The following is a 14,791-nucleotide window of genomic DNA, read 5'->3' on the forward strand; positions in this document are numbered from 1 at the left end:
GCGAAACCTGCGCCCTCGCGCACACAAACTACACTTTTAGGGTCTCCTAATGTCACAATGGGAGAATGAAAGATCCCGTAAACGAAACTCAAGTCTTCGGCTACCAGCCCATTGGAGCCGCCCCCAAGCGACGCAAGCGCCGCGGTAAGGGCCTGCCCACACTGCTGGTCACCGCCCTCGTGGTGGGCCTAGGCGCTTGGTTTGGATTTATCAAACACTACCCATACGTCATTGAATCACCCGGCCCGACCCTCAACGTCCTGGCAGTAGAAAACGGTGTCCCCTTCGTTCAGGTCCCCGGCCATGAGCCCGGCCCAAAGGAAGGCAAACTCCGGATGGTTACTGTCAGCCTACGTGGCGGCCCCGGGAACCGTAACGTTACCGGGATCGAAATGCTCCAGGCATACTTCAGTAACTCGATGAAGATCGAGCCCTACGAAAAAATGTTCCCAGAGCAGATCTCTGGCGCCGAAGAAACCAAAATTCAGCGTCAATACATGGAAAGCTCCATGGACAATGCGAAAGCCGCCGCCCTGACTGCCGCGGGCATCAAATTCAAGTCTGAGATTCGCGTCGCCGGCGTCGCCAAAAACTCTGACGCGATCGGGAAAATGGAACCCGGCGATATTATTCGTCACCTGAAAGCGGGGGAGCGCAGCGAAAACGTGGATTCAACCGCGGAACTATACCGCTTCCTTAACAATACGCCCGGTGGCACGGTAGTTACCGTGGGCCTAGAAACCGACAAGGGTGAGAATAAAGAAGTAGAGGTAAAGACGCTACCTCGTGATGACGGTAAGTCTGGTTCGCGCTTCGGGGTTTATATCGGCACCAAGTTCGAGTTCCCCATGGACATCAAGATCAATGTTTCCGAAAACATTGGCGGCCCGTCCGCCGGTACCATTTTCGCCTTGGCGATCTATGAACGCATTAAGGGTAATGAACTCTCTGGCATTGGTTCGGTAGCCGGTACGGGTACGATCGCCCCGGACGGTGAGGTCGGCCCCATCGGTGGGGTAGTGCAGAAGATTTATGGTGCTAAGCGTGACGGGGCTAAGTTCTTCCTGATTCCTAATGAGAACTGTAAGGACCTATCTGGCCACCGTCTGCCTTCCGGGATTCAGATTGTTCGCACTGATGATTTCAAGATGGCGATCAATAACCTAGAGTCTATTAACCAGGGTAAGACCGATGATCTGCCCACCTGTCCGGCAGAATAGTTTCCTTGCCGAGGGCGCTAGCGCACCTTTTCGAGCGTAAATAGTTTGGGCCACTCCCGCCGGGGAGTGGCCCAAACTATTTCCACGCCTACCTTAGATTTTTGGCTGGCAGACGCGCCGGGTTCATGCCCGGCTGGCTAGGCTTCGGGTCCTTCGGGTTCGAAGGTGGCTAGGAGGGCGGCGGTCAGATCAGGAATCAGATCTGAGCTTTCTACGACTGAGTCGTCATCGTCGTGCGAACGAGCCCGCAGTGCGCACCACTGCTGCCCCGTGCGTAGTACGCCGGCGCAGATACGGACCTCGTCGCGGTCGGGGTGCTCGGCAAAGAAGCGGGCAGCTTCCTCGGCATCTTCGGGGGCTTGGGCTTCTACCTCGGGCGGAACGGAGACGCGTTCCAAGGTGACAGCCATGCCGGCAACCTGTTCGGGCCAAGCTAGATAACCTAGGGTTTCCATGACGTCGGCACTGGAGAGGTCTTCCTGAATGACCGCGGTCAGGTGAGCGGGATTAGCGGCTAGTTGAGGCTCTAGGTAATCCCGGTAGCCTTCGGGCAATTGTGGGTCTTCTAAAAGGTCTTTTGAGGGGACCAGGGCATAGACGGTCGGGGCGTGGTCCCAACCGTTGCGGGAGGCTTCTTTTTCAATCTCTTTCACTGCCAGCGCAAGCGCGACAGCCTGGGGATCTACCCCAAGTGCTTCAATATCCATGAAAACCATTGTCCCAAAAATATTTCGCTTTGTTGACTGAGATAGACGTTTTGAGGTTTTTCAGTCACCATATAAGGACACCGTTCACCGAACCGAAAGGCGACACGTGTTCAATAACTCTTGGTCTGGGATCCCTGAAGACGAGGATCCAAAGAAGCAACCTGAGTCCTCGGGCGGACGCCCGGAAGACCCAAAGGAGGGCGAAGAGCGCGCAGAAAACGGCCGCTCGTCCGACGCTAACGGAGCCTTCCCCTTCGATCTAAGCGCCCTATTCGGCACCCTAGGGGGCGCCGGCAATCAGCGCGATCAGGAGGATGGCAACCGTGGATCAGGAGGTTCTGGTAACGGTAATGGTCGCGGTTTCGGTGGCTTCGGCATGGGCGGCCCGCGCGGTCCTCGAGGCCCCCAAGGCCCCGGATTTTCTTTCGGATCAATGAAACCCATCCTTAAGCACCCGGGCACCATCGTGCTGCTGATCGTCCTCTTAACGGGCGGCTTCATCTACGGCGTCTCCGGGATCTGGACCGATGTCCTCTGGTACAACCAGATTGGTTACGCTTCGGTCTTCTGGACGCGCATCCTAGTCATGGGCGGACTATTCCTCTTGGGAACCGTTTTGCAGGCACTGGTTTTGTGGCTCTACCTGACCTTCTCATACCGGGCTTTGGTAAATAAGGGGATTGCCCTAAATCCCAATATGAAGTCCTACCGGGAAGGCCTAGAAAATAGCCGGAAGCTCATCTTCATTGTGCTACCGATCGTTTTCGGTGCCACCACCGGCTTGAGCTTGATGGCGAATTGGCGGGAAGTCCTACTCTGGTGGCACTCTAGCCCCTTCCCGGATGTCGATCCGATCTTCGGCTATAACATTTCCTTCTTCGTCTTCACCCTGCCGGTCTTGCAGCTAGTCCTGCAGTTCCTCTCCCAACTACTAATCGTGGGCCTAATTGCCGGCACCGTAATCCACTACCTATACGGTGGCATTCAGCTTTTCCCCAAGTGGCGTGTCCTCAAGATTACCCGCATCCAACTGGGGCTAACCGCCGCGGTACTAGCCCTGATTTACGGCGCCCGTATGTGGGTCCGTCGCTACGCACTACTAGCCCAGGTTAATGACACAGCTCTGGGCGTTGACGGTGGTATGTACCGGGAAATCTCAGCTCAGCTGCCGGCCCAGTCGATCCTCGCGATCACCTGCGTGATTGTGGCCGCAATGTTCGTGCTAGCTGCCTTCCGCGATACCTGGAAACTACCAACCGCGGCTTTGGCGGTACTGATTGTCTCCCAGCTAGTGGTGGGCTCTGCTTACCCGGCTCTAATCCAGCAGTTCAAGGTTGTCCCTAACGCGCAAGAGCTAGAATCCCCCTACATTCAGCACAATATCGACGCCACCCTGAAAGCCTACGGGATGGACAATGTCGACTACACGACCTCGGACGCGGTAACTACCGCCAGTGCCGGGCAGCTGCGTAAGGACTCTGAATCCACCGCCCAGATTCGTCTTCTGGACCCGAACGTGGTTTCCCCGACCTTCACCCAGGTTCAGCAAAACCGCCTCTACTACGGTTTCGATGACCAGCTCTCGGTTGACCGCTACAACATTGACGGCCAACTACGCGATACCGTGATTGCCGTCCGTGAACTAAACCAGGCCGGCCTAGCCCCCGAACAGCGTAACTGGGTTAACGACCACACGGTTTACACCCACGGTTTCGGTGTCGTAGCCGCTTACGGTAATACCGCGAACGCGGACGGCCGCCCGGACTTCTCTGAAAGCTCCATCCCGTCCGTGGGCTTCCTTGGCGACTATGAGCCGCGGGTTTACTTCGGTCGTTCCATGCCGGAATACTCCATTGTGGGTGGACCGAAGAGTGATGGTAAGAACGGCCAGGAACTTGACTACCCGGATGATAAGGCCGAGGGCGGCCAGGTAAAGACCACTTACCAGGGTGACGGTGGCCCGTCCGTGGGTAACTTCTGGAACAAGCTTCTGTACTCCATTAAGTTCCGTTCCACTGACCTCTTCTTCTCTGACCAGGTCAACCCCAAGTCGCAGATTCTTTACACCCGTACTCCCGAGGATCGCGTGGCCGCCGTGGCCCCGTACCTGACCTTGGAACGTAAAGCCTACCCGGCAGTGGTCGATATGGACGGCGATCCCAAGACCCCTAAGCGACTAGTTTGGATCTTGGATGCCTACACCACGACCGATAACTACCCGTATGCACAGCACACGGAAATCGATCGGGTAACCCAGGACTCGACCACCGGGAACACCGGCTTGTACAGCCCCCGTTCACGCGTGAACTACATCCGTAACTCCGTGAAGGCCGTAGTTGATGCTTACGACGGTAAGGTCACGCTCTACCAGTGGGATCAGTCCGATCCGATCCTGAAGGCCTGGATGGGTGTCTTCCCCGGTAAGGTCAAGCCGACCACTGAGATCTCTGGTGACCTAATGGCTCACCTCCGCTACCCGGAGGACCTGTTCAAACTACAGCGTCACCTACTGGCTACCTACCACGTCACTGACGCGAAGGACTACTACACCGGTGGCGACCGCTGGCGTATCCCCGGCGACCCCACGGTTGATGGTGGCGACGCTACCTCGCAGCCACCGTACTACTTGACGCTTAAGATGCCTGGCCAGGACAAGGCACAGTTCTCACTGTCCTCCGTCTACGTCCCGGGTGGTTCTTCAAAGCGTGAAGCCATGGCCGGCTACATTGCGGTTGACTCTGAGACCGGTGATCAACCCGGCAAGATTCGTGAAGGCTTCGGTAAGTTGCGCATTATGGCCCTGCCGTCTTCAACTACGGTTCCCGGCCCCGGTCAGGTTCAGTCGAACCTTTCCTCCAAGCCGCAGGTCTCTAAGGAACTTAACCTGATGAACCAGCGTGGTTCGCAGGTTATCCGCGGTAACCTCTTGACCCTTCCGGTCGGTGGTGGCCTGCTCTACGTGCAGCCGGTTTACGTTAAGTCTTCACAGGGTACGGCTTTCCCGCTCTTGCGTTCGGTGCTAGTTTCCTTCGGTGAAAAGGTGGGCTTCGCCCCGACCCTAGCTGAGGCCCTAGACCAGGTCTTTGGTGGCGACGCAGGTGCGGCTACCGGCGATGAAGCTATTGCCGGTAAGAAGCCTTCCTTGAGCGAGGACGCCCCGCCGGCTTCTGAACCTAGCGCTTCCGTTGAGGCCCCCGGTTCCGTTGAGGCCCCGGCTAAACCGGTAACCCCGCCGGCAGCGCCCGCGGCACCTTCTGGTGACCTAAAGCAGGCTCTAGAGAATGCCCGACAGGCCATGGAGGAATCACAACAGGCCATGAAGGCGGGCGACTGGGCCCGCTATGGCGAAGCACAAAAGCGCCTGCAGCAGGCTTTGGAAGAAGCTGTCAAACTGCAGGAAGCAAACAAGTAAAGGAAAATCGTGAGTTTTCAAGTCGCTTCTGAGGTTGGACGTCTCAAGACGGTCATCGTGCACCGTCCGGGGAAAGAGTTCACCAGGCTCTCACCGTCCAACAAGGAAGACTTACTATTCGATGATGTCTTGTGGCTCAATCGCGCCCGACAGGAGCATGATCGCTTCGTCGGGGCGATGGCCGCTAACGGGGTGCGGGTGCTGCATTTCGAGCACCTGCTAGGGGAGGCTCTAGAAAATCCTGAGGGTAGAGACTTCATTCTTGAACACTCATTTGCTCCAGCCTTTGTGGACCCAGAAATCTTGGTTCCGCTTCGGGATCACGCCTCTGAACTCTCTGGTGCTGACTTGGCAGAATTGCTGATTGCCGGCGTCACGGAATCTGAGTATGAGGAACTAGTGGGACAAAAACTTCCCGAACGGGTTGCTTCCCGAGGTGGCATGGTCCTTCCTTGCCTGCCCAACCACCTCTTTGCCCGCGACGCTTCCGCTTGGGCCTACGGCGGGGTGAGCGTGAACCTAATGCGGATGCCGGCCCGGCGACGTGAATCGATCAACCTGCACACCCTCTACACCTATCACCCGGAGTTTGCCGGACAGGATTTCAAACGCTGGGATACGGAAGCCTTCCTAGCCCAACCAGAGAACCCTGAGTTCAGCGATCTGGAACATAGTATTGAGGGAGGTGACATTTGCATTATTGGAAATGGTGCCGTGATGGTGGGCGTCTCTGAACGCACGGGCCTTGATGGCGTCCGAAATCTAGCTCGCAGCCTGTTCAACCAGGGAGCCGCAAAGACCGTTATCGCCCTTAAACTGCCCATTTCTAGAGCGTTCATGCACCTCGATACCGTCATGACCATGGCTGATGAAGGAACTTTCTTAGCCTACCAGGGTCTGGGGAAGGTACCGTCCATTACCATGCGTTCCGGGGCCAACGGGCAGCTGGAAGAGACCACTGATGATGGCCCGGGCATGTACGACGTCATCGCTAAAGCCCTAGGCTTGGATGCCATTAAGGTATTGGTCAATGAGGTAGACCCGTTGACCGCTGAACGCGACCAGTGGAATGACGCCTGTAACCTGCTTGCCCTAGCGCCCGGTAAGGTACTGGCCTACGAACGTAACGAGCAGGCTAATGCCTACCTAGAAAGCCAGGGGATTGAGGTTATTGCCGTTCCTGGTGCTGAGCTGGGTCGTGGCCGTGGTGGCCCGCGTTGTATGTCCTGCCCGGTTGATCGCGAAGCCCTCTAACTAGCAGCTTTCGCTTTCTGACTAACTAGCAGCTTTCGCTTTCTGCCTGTTGCCCATGGTGGACTAAGAACAGCCTTCTAGGCCCCAGTGATAGGTCCTCAAGGTTGGTTTAAAGAGCTGACGCTTTGCCTGGGTGTCACCCCGAAAATGGCGGTTTTATGGGCAATCGTGAGCAATGGCACCGTCCTAAGACTTGCTTCTGACCCTCAGGGGCCGTAAGCTAGAGGACGTTGACGCGGGGTGGAGCAGTTCGGTAGCTCGCCGGGCTCATAACCCGGAGGTCGTAGGTTCAAATCCTGCCCCCGCTACCAAGATAAAACGGAACTGAAACGATTAATCGTTCAGTTCCGTTTTTGTTTGCCCAAAAACAGCCCGGAAATGCTTGTTTCTTCAGTCCCGGTTTGGAAAGATTAATCCATGAACGGGGAACCTCAGCAGCGGCCACGCCAAAATCCACGACCCGTCCAACAAAAGGTCCTAGCCTCCAGTCGGACACGTCACTGGGTGCGTATCTTCGCGGCCTTCGTCGCTTTCATCCTAGTCATCTTGGGCTTCTTCTTTGTCAACCAGGTAGTCCTAGGCCAAAGATGGCAGTTTAACCAAACCGCAGTCGAAGAGAACTACACGGAACCTGATCTAAACGCCAAAGCGGCACTCTTGATCAACCTTGAGGATCCCAGCCACCCGCTCATGGCCAAGGGTGGGGACACGAAACTCCCACCCGCCTCACTGGCAAAACTCTTTGTCACCCAGTATGCGATGACGATCCTAGAGCCCTTAGATTCCGTGGCCGTGGGGGATGAACTAGCGCTGGTTCCCGAACACACCTCTAGGGCGCAGCTAATCAAGGGACGTTATTCGGCCCGGCAGTTAGCCCGCGCTGCTTTGATCCCCTCGGGCTCTGATGCCGCCTATGCGTTAGCCGCGGGTGCTGCCCGAAAGATGGGCCAACAGGGTAGTCCTCAAGAACAGATCGATTTCTTCCTAGAGAAGATGCATGAGCACCTGGCCCAGCAGGGATTCAAACACACCTACATTCATGAGCCCTGCGGCTTTGAACCCGGCTCTTATACGACGGCTAATGAAGCCGCGAAGATCGCCATGTTGACCCTAGAAAATCCCCTCCTGGCCCAGATAGTTTCCACCAGCGAGCAGGTGCTCTTACAGCCCGACGGTAAAGAACTCACGATGAAAACCACGAACCTGTTCCTCAAGCCGAAAAGCCCCTTCTACGATCCCAACTTTGCGGGGGTGAAGACCGGCTCCCTAGAGGACCTAACGAACCTTGTGGGCCTCTACCAGCACCATAATCGCAAGTACCTGACCGTGATTCTAAGTTCTGACACTGACGAAAACCGCTACCGGGATACGAACGCGCTCCTTAGGGCTGCGCACCTAAAATAAGCCGAGGACGCGCAGTAACTAAACCACGCGCCCTCGGCCAAAGGGAAAGTCACCTTAGGGCTGTCGCCTTAGGTGAGCACCCACAGATTAGTTGTTTTTCCAGGCGTCCTTGAGTTTGACTCGGGCACCCGTCCGCAAGATCGCGCCCTTGTAGATGCGGGCACTGACCCAGATCGCGAGCGGGCAGAACAGAATGCCGATCGCTAGGGAAAGCACCGTATCCATGGTGGTTGCGACCCCCAGAGCATAACGCGCCGGGGCCAAGAACGGGCCAAAGAAGGGCACGTAAGACATCCAGCGAATCATCGTGGATTCCGGATTGGCCGGCAGAACGGAAACGCCCACGAAGTAGGGAATCATGATTAGGAAGAGCAGCGGCATAATAGCTTGGCCTAGGTCTTCCTGGCGTGAAACGGTAGCGCCGACGGCCGCATAGAGGACCGCGAAGGTCAGGAAGCCCACGACCAGCCAGATCAGAGAAATTGCTAACGTCATACCGAAATTGAACTGCATGGAGCTCAGATCGCCAACGATCGCAGCGGTAATCACCCCAGACAAGATCACCGCCCCAGTGGAAAGGATTGAAGCCAAACCCGTGCCCAAGATCTTGCCCGTTAGCAGGGAAGAGGGGCGCACGGTGGCCAAAAGGATTTCCACAATCCTAGAAACCTTCTCTTCAACCACACTCATGGCAACCATCTGGCCACCACTCAGAATCAGAATGAATAGCAGGATTAGAACGACGAAGGAAATCCCAAAGGTCGCTGCCGTTCCGCCCGAATTTGGCTCCTCTAGGTTCTTTAGAATTACCGCCTTAGGTTGGGCTTCTGCCAGCTTCTGGGCAACACCCTGGGGGTCGCCACCCAGATCCTTGATTTCTTTATCAAGAGCCTGCTGGGCGCTAAGCGTGCTCAACTGAGAAATGAATCCACTGGGAACACTACGCCAACCCAAGACCTCAATCGGGGTCTTAGAGGTATCCACGTAGACATCTAGGGAATCGCCATCCTTCAGGTCTTTCTCTGCGGCAGCGCGGTCCATTGTGACGACCTCTACCGGGTCCTGATCCTCATCCAGTGATTTAATCTGAGAAATCGCAGGAATCTTGGCCGGGTCATCGATGCCGACGACTAGCTTGGAGTTTCCGGTGCCAATGAAGTGCATGGCCAGCACGCCACCAATCGCCAAAACCATCATCAAGAGGGTTGAAATAATGGTGGCTTTCTTGAACAGGGTGACCTTTAGTTCACGGCCAGAAACCAGTGAGATTTCCTGCCAGCGGCTCATCTGAGTTTGCTTTTTCATCACTTGGCCTCCGTCTCTTCAGCAGTAGGGGCGGCTACGACTTCTCTAAATAGTTCGGTCAGTGTGGGCACAAGCGGACCAAAGTTCTGTACTTGTCCCAACTGTAGGGCAGAGGACAGGACGCCTTGACTGTCGGAACCATCCCAACGTAGCAGTGATTCGCCACTTGCCTCGCCTGCGGATACCTGCCCGCCAACGCGGTCAGCTAGCGCGGCCACCTCGGCCTCCGGGGCCACTACGGAGAGCTGGAACTCGTGGGTTCCTTGGGACTTAATGTTTTGCACCGTGTCGTTGGTGATCAATTGGCCCTCACGAATAATGACTACTCGGTCGCACAGGCGTTCCACCAAGTCCAACTGGTGGGAAGAGAACAGGGTAGCGATACCCGCCTTGGACTGTTCCAAAAGGACCTCAGACATAACCTCGACCGCTACCGGGTCAAGACCAGAGAAGGGCTCGTCAAGGATCAGCATTTCAGGGCTAAAAACTAGGGCCGCGGCCAGCTGCACGCGCTGCTGATTACCCAGGGAAAGCTTCTGAACCTCATCGTTGATCCGCTTCTTGACCCCTAGGGTCTCAGTCCAAAAATCAACTGCCTGCTTAGCGGAAGGAGCATCGAGGCCGTGTAGGCGGGCTAGGTAGTTTAGCTGTTCGCCGACCTTCATCTTCGGGTAGAGGCCGCGTTCTTCAGGCATATAGCCGAAGAGGCGTTGAACGCTCCGGTCGATCGGTTGGCCATTCCAAGTGACGCTGCCACTAGTGGGGGAGAGGACCCCCATGCTAATGCGCATGGTGGTGGACTTGCCGGCACCGTTGGAGCCAACGAATCCGACGATTTCGCCATCGGGGACTTCGAAGCTGAGTTCGTTGACAGCTTTGAGACTCCCGAAGGTCTTGGTTAACTGATTGATCTTTAGCATTCTTCCCTTTCGAAAGGAGGCCAATGGTCGGTATCCAAGCGCGGATACTTCGAATAATCTTAGCATGCCTAAAGACCTACTTGTGTGTCCGGTCACGTGTTGGTGGGCTATTCGCAACGCCCCAAAGAGAGGCTTAACTCCCCAATACTTGGCTAACACAAAGGTGTACCGCTCACCCTGAAAAGCGATATACTGAAATGTTCAATTCTTCGACCGAGGTACTAATGACTCCACCTGCACCTGCCACCCGTCTGCCGATCCCGCAGCTACTTACCCTAGCTGGCGCTACCTTCTTGGTGATCACCGCCGAGATGCTACCCGCCGGGGTTCTGCAGTTGATCTCAAAGGATCTTGGGGTTTCAGAATCTTATGCTGGTTACCTCATGTCCGGCTACGCTTTCACCGTGGTAGTCACCTGTATCCCGCTCACTCACTTAACGCGCAATATCGACCGCACCCGTCTTTTGCGGATGGTGATCATAACCTATCTAATCGGCACGTTTTTGACTGTGATAGCCCCGACCTATTGGACGGTAATGGGGGCGCGTATTTTCACCGGTATTGCCCACGGCCTGTTCTGGGCGATTATTAGCGCCTACCCGGCCTACCTGGTGGCGCCCAACCTGATCCCGCGGGCGGTTGTTTACACTTCTGTGGGTGGTTCGATTGCCTTCATTTTGGGTGTTCCGCTTTCAACTTGGATGGGCCAGCAGTTCGGTTGGCGCACCTCCCTTGCTGGCATTGGGGTGGGCCTAGCGATCCTCCTAGTCTTCCTTTACCGCCTGCTTCCCCTGGTTGGTACCGGTGGTGATGCGCGTGACGAGGAAGCGCGGCAGGCTCAAGAACGCGCCAATTGCGTTGACGCGGGCGCACCTACTGAAGGTCTAAGTGCTGAGGCGGTAGCACCCTCGGAAAACCGTCAAGAACCGGTCCTTGGTGCCGCCGAAGCGCTGCCTAGCGTGCGCGTAAATCGTCCGCGAGTACTGATTCGCCGCCAGTCATTCGCGGCCGCCCTGGGCTTGTGCTTCACGGTGGCCCTGTACGTCATTGGTCAGTACACCGCCTACACCTATATTTCGGTGATCATTAACCAGCAGGTGGGCGTCAGCCTGAAATACCTAGCATTGGTCCTGTTGGCCGCTGGTCTACTGGGTTTTGGGTCTTCCTTGACATCCGGTCGAATGTTCGAACGCTTCGGGAACCGCATGCTGGTCGCCATGATGGCGATCGTCGTTTTCTCTCTGGGAATGCTCTGGATGATTCCCTTCCCCACCTCTTTGGGAATCTTCTGGATTCTACTGTGGAACGCCGCAGCCGCCTTCATTCCCTCATTCTTTGTAATGCGTCTGCTGAATATTTCCCCCACTAAGCACCGTGACCTCTTGGCGGCCATTTACAATGCCTGCTTTAACTTTGGAATCGGCGGGGGAGCCTTCACCGGTGGCTGGATCCTATCGCGCGCCGGCATTGGCTGGGTAGTCCTAATGGCCGCCTGCTTTGTATTTATTTCATTGGTGGCAACTCTACTATTGACGCTGCGGATCCGCCGCTCTGAAAAGTACGTCCTCTGGGAATCCCAGCAGGCTTAGTCCAAACCAAACCACTGGTTAAGGAACACTGCCACCCCGGACTGGTTATTGTCTAGGGTCTGGTAGTTAGCGACCTCTTTAACGGCGGGGCAGGCGTTCGCCATGGCCACACCCACGGTGGCTGCAGCAATCATTTCTAGGTCATTTTCGGCATCGCCAAAAGCCATTACGGCAGCCTCAGAGGGCAGTCCTAAAAGTTCCCGAGCCAGTTCGATCCCCACGGCTTTAGAAACCTTCGGGTGCTGGAACTCAAACAGGTAGGGGCCCGTCCGGACTCCCTGTACTTCCGGTTCGTTTAGTGAGGCGGCCCGTTCAATGACCTGGGGCATCAGGGACGGTTCGCACATGATGTGCAGCTTGGCCTGCGGGGACTGTAGTAGTTGCTTAAACTCTGGGTCCACACCCACTTCAAAGCGACCAATCTTCTCTAGATTGACCACGAAGCGGTCATCACGGTAGCACTGATAAATCCCTTTCTGGGCAATGCAGAAGTTCAGGTCAAAATCAGCAAAATGGTCAATCACCCGGCGGAACACCTCAGGATCCACCAGGTAGCCGGTTTTGAGCTCGCCGGTGGAAACCTGATGCACCTCAGAACCGTTCTGTCCCACCACCAGGTCAATGATGTCGTGAGCACCCCAAGAATCGACCAGTTTTTCAATCGAATAAACGTCGCGCCCGGAAGCGATCCCACAGGTAATGCCGCGTTCAGAAAGGGCCCTTAGCGCCGCCAGATTCTGCGGCGTGGGATGTGATTGGGTATCAAGCAGCGTCCCATCCAAATCAACCAAAACCAGTTTTACCTCTGGCTTATCTGCAGGAATTGAGAAAGTATCGGGCACTGCCACTAGGACCTCCATGCGCACCTAGAAGAAAACCGGTAAAGAGTTCACACCCATTACCAAAGCTTGTTGTACTAGCCTCAAACATAGCAGGGAAGACGGCATTTTCGCCCACCGGCGGGCACAATAGAAAGCGTGGAAAAACTGGAAGACCTACAAGTACTGCCCGCCCAAAGCTGGGTCCCTCAGTGGCGTACCCAAATAAAACGCGGGGAATCCCTAGGTGCGGGACGCCGCTACCGGGCCGCGCGCAGTCAGGTCGAACCCATCTCAGATTTCCTCTTCGAATACTACGGGATCAAACCCCGGCACCTAACCCAATGGCACCCCGGAATCGGACTCGCCCTATTAGCTCCCACCCAAGCCGACTCGGACTCGCAAGCAGCATATGAGTTTTGGGAACAACTAGGCCAAAAACGCTTCTACCATCAAGTTGAAACCCCCGCGGGACCCGCTGTCACTCTAGACGTCCAAAGCTGGGTCGAACAACGAGGTAGAGGCGGACAGTTCATCATCGACCTGCTCAGTACCGTCGCCAATCGGGAAGGCTTCTACGGTTGCCTGGGACTACACGAATGGGCCATGGTCTACCAAGGAAAACCCCGACATGACCTACCACTGCGCCTTGGCGCGCAAGGAGCCGACCAACTAACCAGCAGCCTACCCATCCGCTGCACCCACTTCGACGCCTTCCGCTTCTTCACCCCAGAAGCCCGGCCCTTCAACCAACACCAACCAGACGGTAGCGCTCCCAGCATGCTGGCCCTAGAACAGCCCGGCTGCCTACACCAAAACATGGACCTGCTGCGTTACGCCCTAAAGCTAGGCCCCCTAGTGTCGACCGAACTGCTTCTAGACTGCTTCGAGTTCGCCCTCGAAGTACGAACCCTAGACATGGCTGCCTCTCCCTACGACTGCTCTGGCCTAGGCCTAGCCCCAGTTAAGATCGAAACCGTCGAAGGCAAAGCCCAGTACATTGCCCAGCAACGCCAATTCACCGAAACCGGCCGGCCGCTAAGACAGGCGCTAATCGACGCGCTCACTGCCGCCGGATACCACCCCAGCACTCATCCCCAAATGCAGGAAGCAAAGGAAATAAATGCCTGAAGGACACTCAATCCACCGAGTCGCAAAAGCCCTCACACTAGCCTTCGCTGAACCCAAGGAACCCCACGGGAAAGTAGCGCCCGTACACGCCTCCAGCCCCCAGGGAAGATTCGCCGCCGGGGCCGCACTCATGGACGGCCAACGCCTAGCCCCCGCCCACGCCTGGGGTAAACACCTCTTCGTACCCTTCGAGGAAGACCAACGCTACCTGCACGTCCACCTAGGACTCTACGGCTCCTGGACCTTCCAAGCCGACCCCCGGCAGGCCGCCAAACTACCCCCGGTAATCGGCGCACCCCGCGTCACGGTAGGGGAGGACCAACGCACCACGGGCACCGCAGGTGACCCAGCGTCCTCGTCCCCCAAAGCAGAACCGAACGCTCACGAAGAAAACTGGCAGTGGCCCGAACCCAAAGGCCAAGTCCGCCTCCGGCTAGCGAACGACTACCTACTGGCAGACCTTTCCGGCCCCACCAAATGCCAGATCCTAGACCCCGAAGGACGGCAAGCCATCATCAACCGGCTAGGACCCGACCCGCTCCGAAACGAACCCGGAGACGAAGACCGTTTCGTCAAACTAGTACGCGCCAAAAAGAGCCCCATCGGGCAGCTCGTAATGGACCAGTCCGTGGTAGCCGGCCCCGGAAATATCTACCGCGCCGAATGCCTCTTCAGAACCGGGATCAACCCTTGGCGACCCGGCCAAAAAGTCTCCGAAAAGCGCCTGCGGCAGCTCTGGAAAGACCTAGTTGCCGGGCTAGCTGACGGCTTTGATATGGGACTGATCTATACGCGACTACCCGAACTGGAACTATTGGAACAGGCGGAACCGACCCGACTAGTTGGTCAAGAAGTGCCCGAGAGGGAAGAGCGGTTCTACGTGTACCAAAGAGACGGACAAGCGTGCCTCAAGTGCGGTTCCACCGTAAAAATGGAAGTTATGCAGGCCCGAAAACTCTTCTACTGTCCGGGCTGTCAGCGCTGATTGTGCTAGAACGAGTGCTGAAAAGCGTTAACCGTCCCACGTTTAT

General features: G+C 56.4%; 11 protein-coding genes and 1 tRNA gene. 8 read left to right on the plus strand and 4 right to left on the minus strand.

Annotated features, from left to right (window positions below):
- Positions 1–65 precede the first annotated feature (65 nt).
- Positions 66–1,220 carry a YlbL family protein gene (locus tag BSR28_RS08445; RefSeq protein WP_073708710.1) on the plus strand — a complete coding sequence of 385 codons (1,155 nt, stop codon included), beginning with the start codon at positions 66–68 and terminating at the stop codon, positions 1,218–1,220.
- A gap of 137 nt (positions 1,221–1,357) precedes the next feature.
- Here the strand turns inward: BSR28_RS08445 and BSR28_RS08450 are convergent, their stop codons facing one another.
- Positions 1,358–1,927 (minus strand): PPA1309 family protein, encoded by a 570-nt coding sequence (locus BSR28_RS08450; protein ID WP_073708777.1) that lies wholly within the window; start codon positions 1,925–1,927, stop codon positions 1,358–1,360.
- Positions 1,928–2,033: 106 nt separating this feature from the next.
- Here BSR28_RS08450 and BSR28_RS08455 point away from each other — a divergent pair, with 106 nt between their 5' ends.
- The 4 genes from BSR28_RS08455 to BSR28_RS08470 all read left to right on the plus strand — a co-directional run bounded on the left by BSR28_RS08455 (position 2,034) and on the right by BSR28_RS08470 (position 7,997).
- The gene (locus tag BSR28_RS08455; protein WP_073713936.1) at positions 2,034–5,339 is read left to right on the plus strand and encodes a UPF0182 family membrane protein; all 3,306 of its coding nucleotides are present in this window, start codon (positions 2,034–2,036) and stop codon (positions 5,337–5,339) included.
- Between the two features lie 9 nt (positions 5,340–5,348).
- Entirely contained in the window at positions 5,349–6,593 is a 1,245-nt protein-coding gene (locus BSR28_RS08460) for an arginine deiminase (protein WP_073713937.1), read from the plus strand.
- A gap of 234 nt (positions 6,594–6,827) precedes the next feature.
- Positions 6,828–6,904, plus strand: a tRNA-Met gene (locus tag BSR28_RS08465).
- Positions 6,905–7,010: 106 nt separating this feature from the next.
- Positions 7,011–7,997 carry a D-alanyl-D-alanine carboxypeptidase family protein gene (locus BSR28_RS08470; protein ID WP_073713938.1) on the plus strand — a complete coding sequence of 329 codons (987 nt, stop codon included), beginning with the start codon at positions 7,011–7,013 and terminating at the stop codon, positions 7,995–7,997.
- Between the two features lie 87 nt (positions 7,998–8,084).
- On the opposite strand, the gene BSR28_RS08475 is transcribed toward BSR28_RS08470, so the two are convergent.
- Both BSR28_RS08475 and BSR28_RS08480 read right to left on the minus strand, forming a co-directional pair.
- Positions 8,085–9,302, minus strand: coding sequence for an ABC transporter permease (locus BSR28_RS08475; RefSeq protein ID WP_073713939.1), 1,218 nt, complete (start codon positions 9,300–9,302; stop codon positions 8,085–8,087).
- Positions 9,302–10,222, minus strand: coding sequence for an ABC transporter ATP-binding protein (locus BSR28_RS08480; protein WP_073713940.1), 921 nt, complete (start codon positions 10,220–10,222; stop codon positions 9,302–9,304). The genes BSR28_RS08475 and BSR28_RS08480 overlap by 1 nt, the downstream gene beginning before the upstream one ends.
- A gap of 197 nt (positions 10,223–10,419) precedes the next feature.
- On the opposite strand from BSR28_RS08480, the gene BSR28_RS08485 reads away from it, so the two are divergent.
- The gene (locus BSR28_RS08485) at positions 10,420–11,811 is read left to right on the plus strand and encodes an MFS transporter (RefSeq protein ID WP_073713941.1); all 1,392 of its coding nucleotides are present in this window, start codon (positions 10,420–10,422) and stop codon (positions 11,809–11,811) included.
- Here BSR28_RS08485 and BSR28_RS08490 read toward each other — a convergent pair.
- Positions 11,808–12,659 carry a Cof-type HAD-IIB family hydrolase gene (locus BSR28_RS08490; protein ID WP_158020338.1) on the minus strand — a complete coding sequence of 284 codons (852 nt, stop codon included), beginning with the start codon at positions 12,657–12,659 and terminating at the stop codon, positions 11,808–11,810. The two genes, BSR28_RS08485 and BSR28_RS08490, sit on opposite strands and share 4 nt — an antisense overlap.
- Before the next feature lie 129 nt (positions 12,660–12,788).
- Here BSR28_RS08490 and BSR28_RS08495 point away from each other — a divergent pair, with 129 nt between their 5' ends.
- Both BSR28_RS08495 and BSR28_RS08500 read left to right on the plus strand, forming a co-directional pair.
- On the plus strand, positions 12,789–13,760 hold the full coding sequence (locus BSR28_RS08495) for a 3-methyladenine DNA glycosylase (RefSeq protein ID WP_198928954.1): 972 nt from the start codon (positions 12,789–12,791) through the stop codon (positions 13,758–13,760).
- A complete protein-coding gene (locus BSR28_RS08500; RefSeq protein ID WP_073713943.1) occupies positions 13,753–14,745 on the plus strand; it encodes an Fpg/Nei family DNA glycosylase in 993 nt (330 codons plus the stop codon). Before BSR28_RS08495 ends, BSR28_RS08500 begins: the two co-directional genes overlap by 8 nt.
- Positions 14,746–14,791 lie beyond the last annotated feature (46 nt).

The sequence above is a fragment of the Boudabousia liubingyangii genome (assembly GCF_001907245.1).
GTDB lineage: Bacteria > Actinomycetota > Actinomycetes > Actinomycetales > Actinomycetaceae > Boudabousia > Boudabousia liubingyangii.

What these genes read in the sequence shown, in the direction of transcription:
- BSR28_RS08445 (WP_073708710.1), top strand. Translation starts at nt 66, where the DNA reads ATGAAAGATCCCGTAAACGAAACTCAAGTCTTCGGCTACCAGCCCATT.
- BSR28_RS08450 (WP_073708777.1), bottom strand. Translation starts at nt 1,927, where the DNA reads ATGGATATTGAAGCACTTGGGGTAGATCCCCAGGCTGTCGCGCTTGCG.
- BSR28_RS08470 (WP_073713938.1), top strand. Translation starts at nt 7,011, where the DNA reads ATGAACGGGGAACCTCAGCAGCGGCCACGCCAAAATCCACGACCCGTC.
- BSR28_RS08475 (WP_073713939.1), bottom strand. Translation starts at nt 9,302, where the DNA reads ATGAAAAAGCAAACTCAGATGAGCCGCTGGCAGGAAATCTCACTGGTT.
- BSR28_RS08480 (WP_073713940.1), bottom strand. Translation starts at nt 10,222, where the DNA reads ATGCTAAAGATCAATCAGTTAACCAAGACCTTCGGGAGTCTCAAAGCT.
- BSR28_RS08485 (WP_073713941.1), top strand. Translation starts at nt 10,420, where the DNA reads ATGTTCAATTCTTCGACCGAGGTACTAATGACTCCACCTGCACCTGCC.
- BSR28_RS08500 (WP_073713943.1), top strand. Translation starts at nt 13,753, where the DNA reads ATGCCTGAAGGACACTCAATCCACCGAGTCGCAAAAGCCCTCACACTA.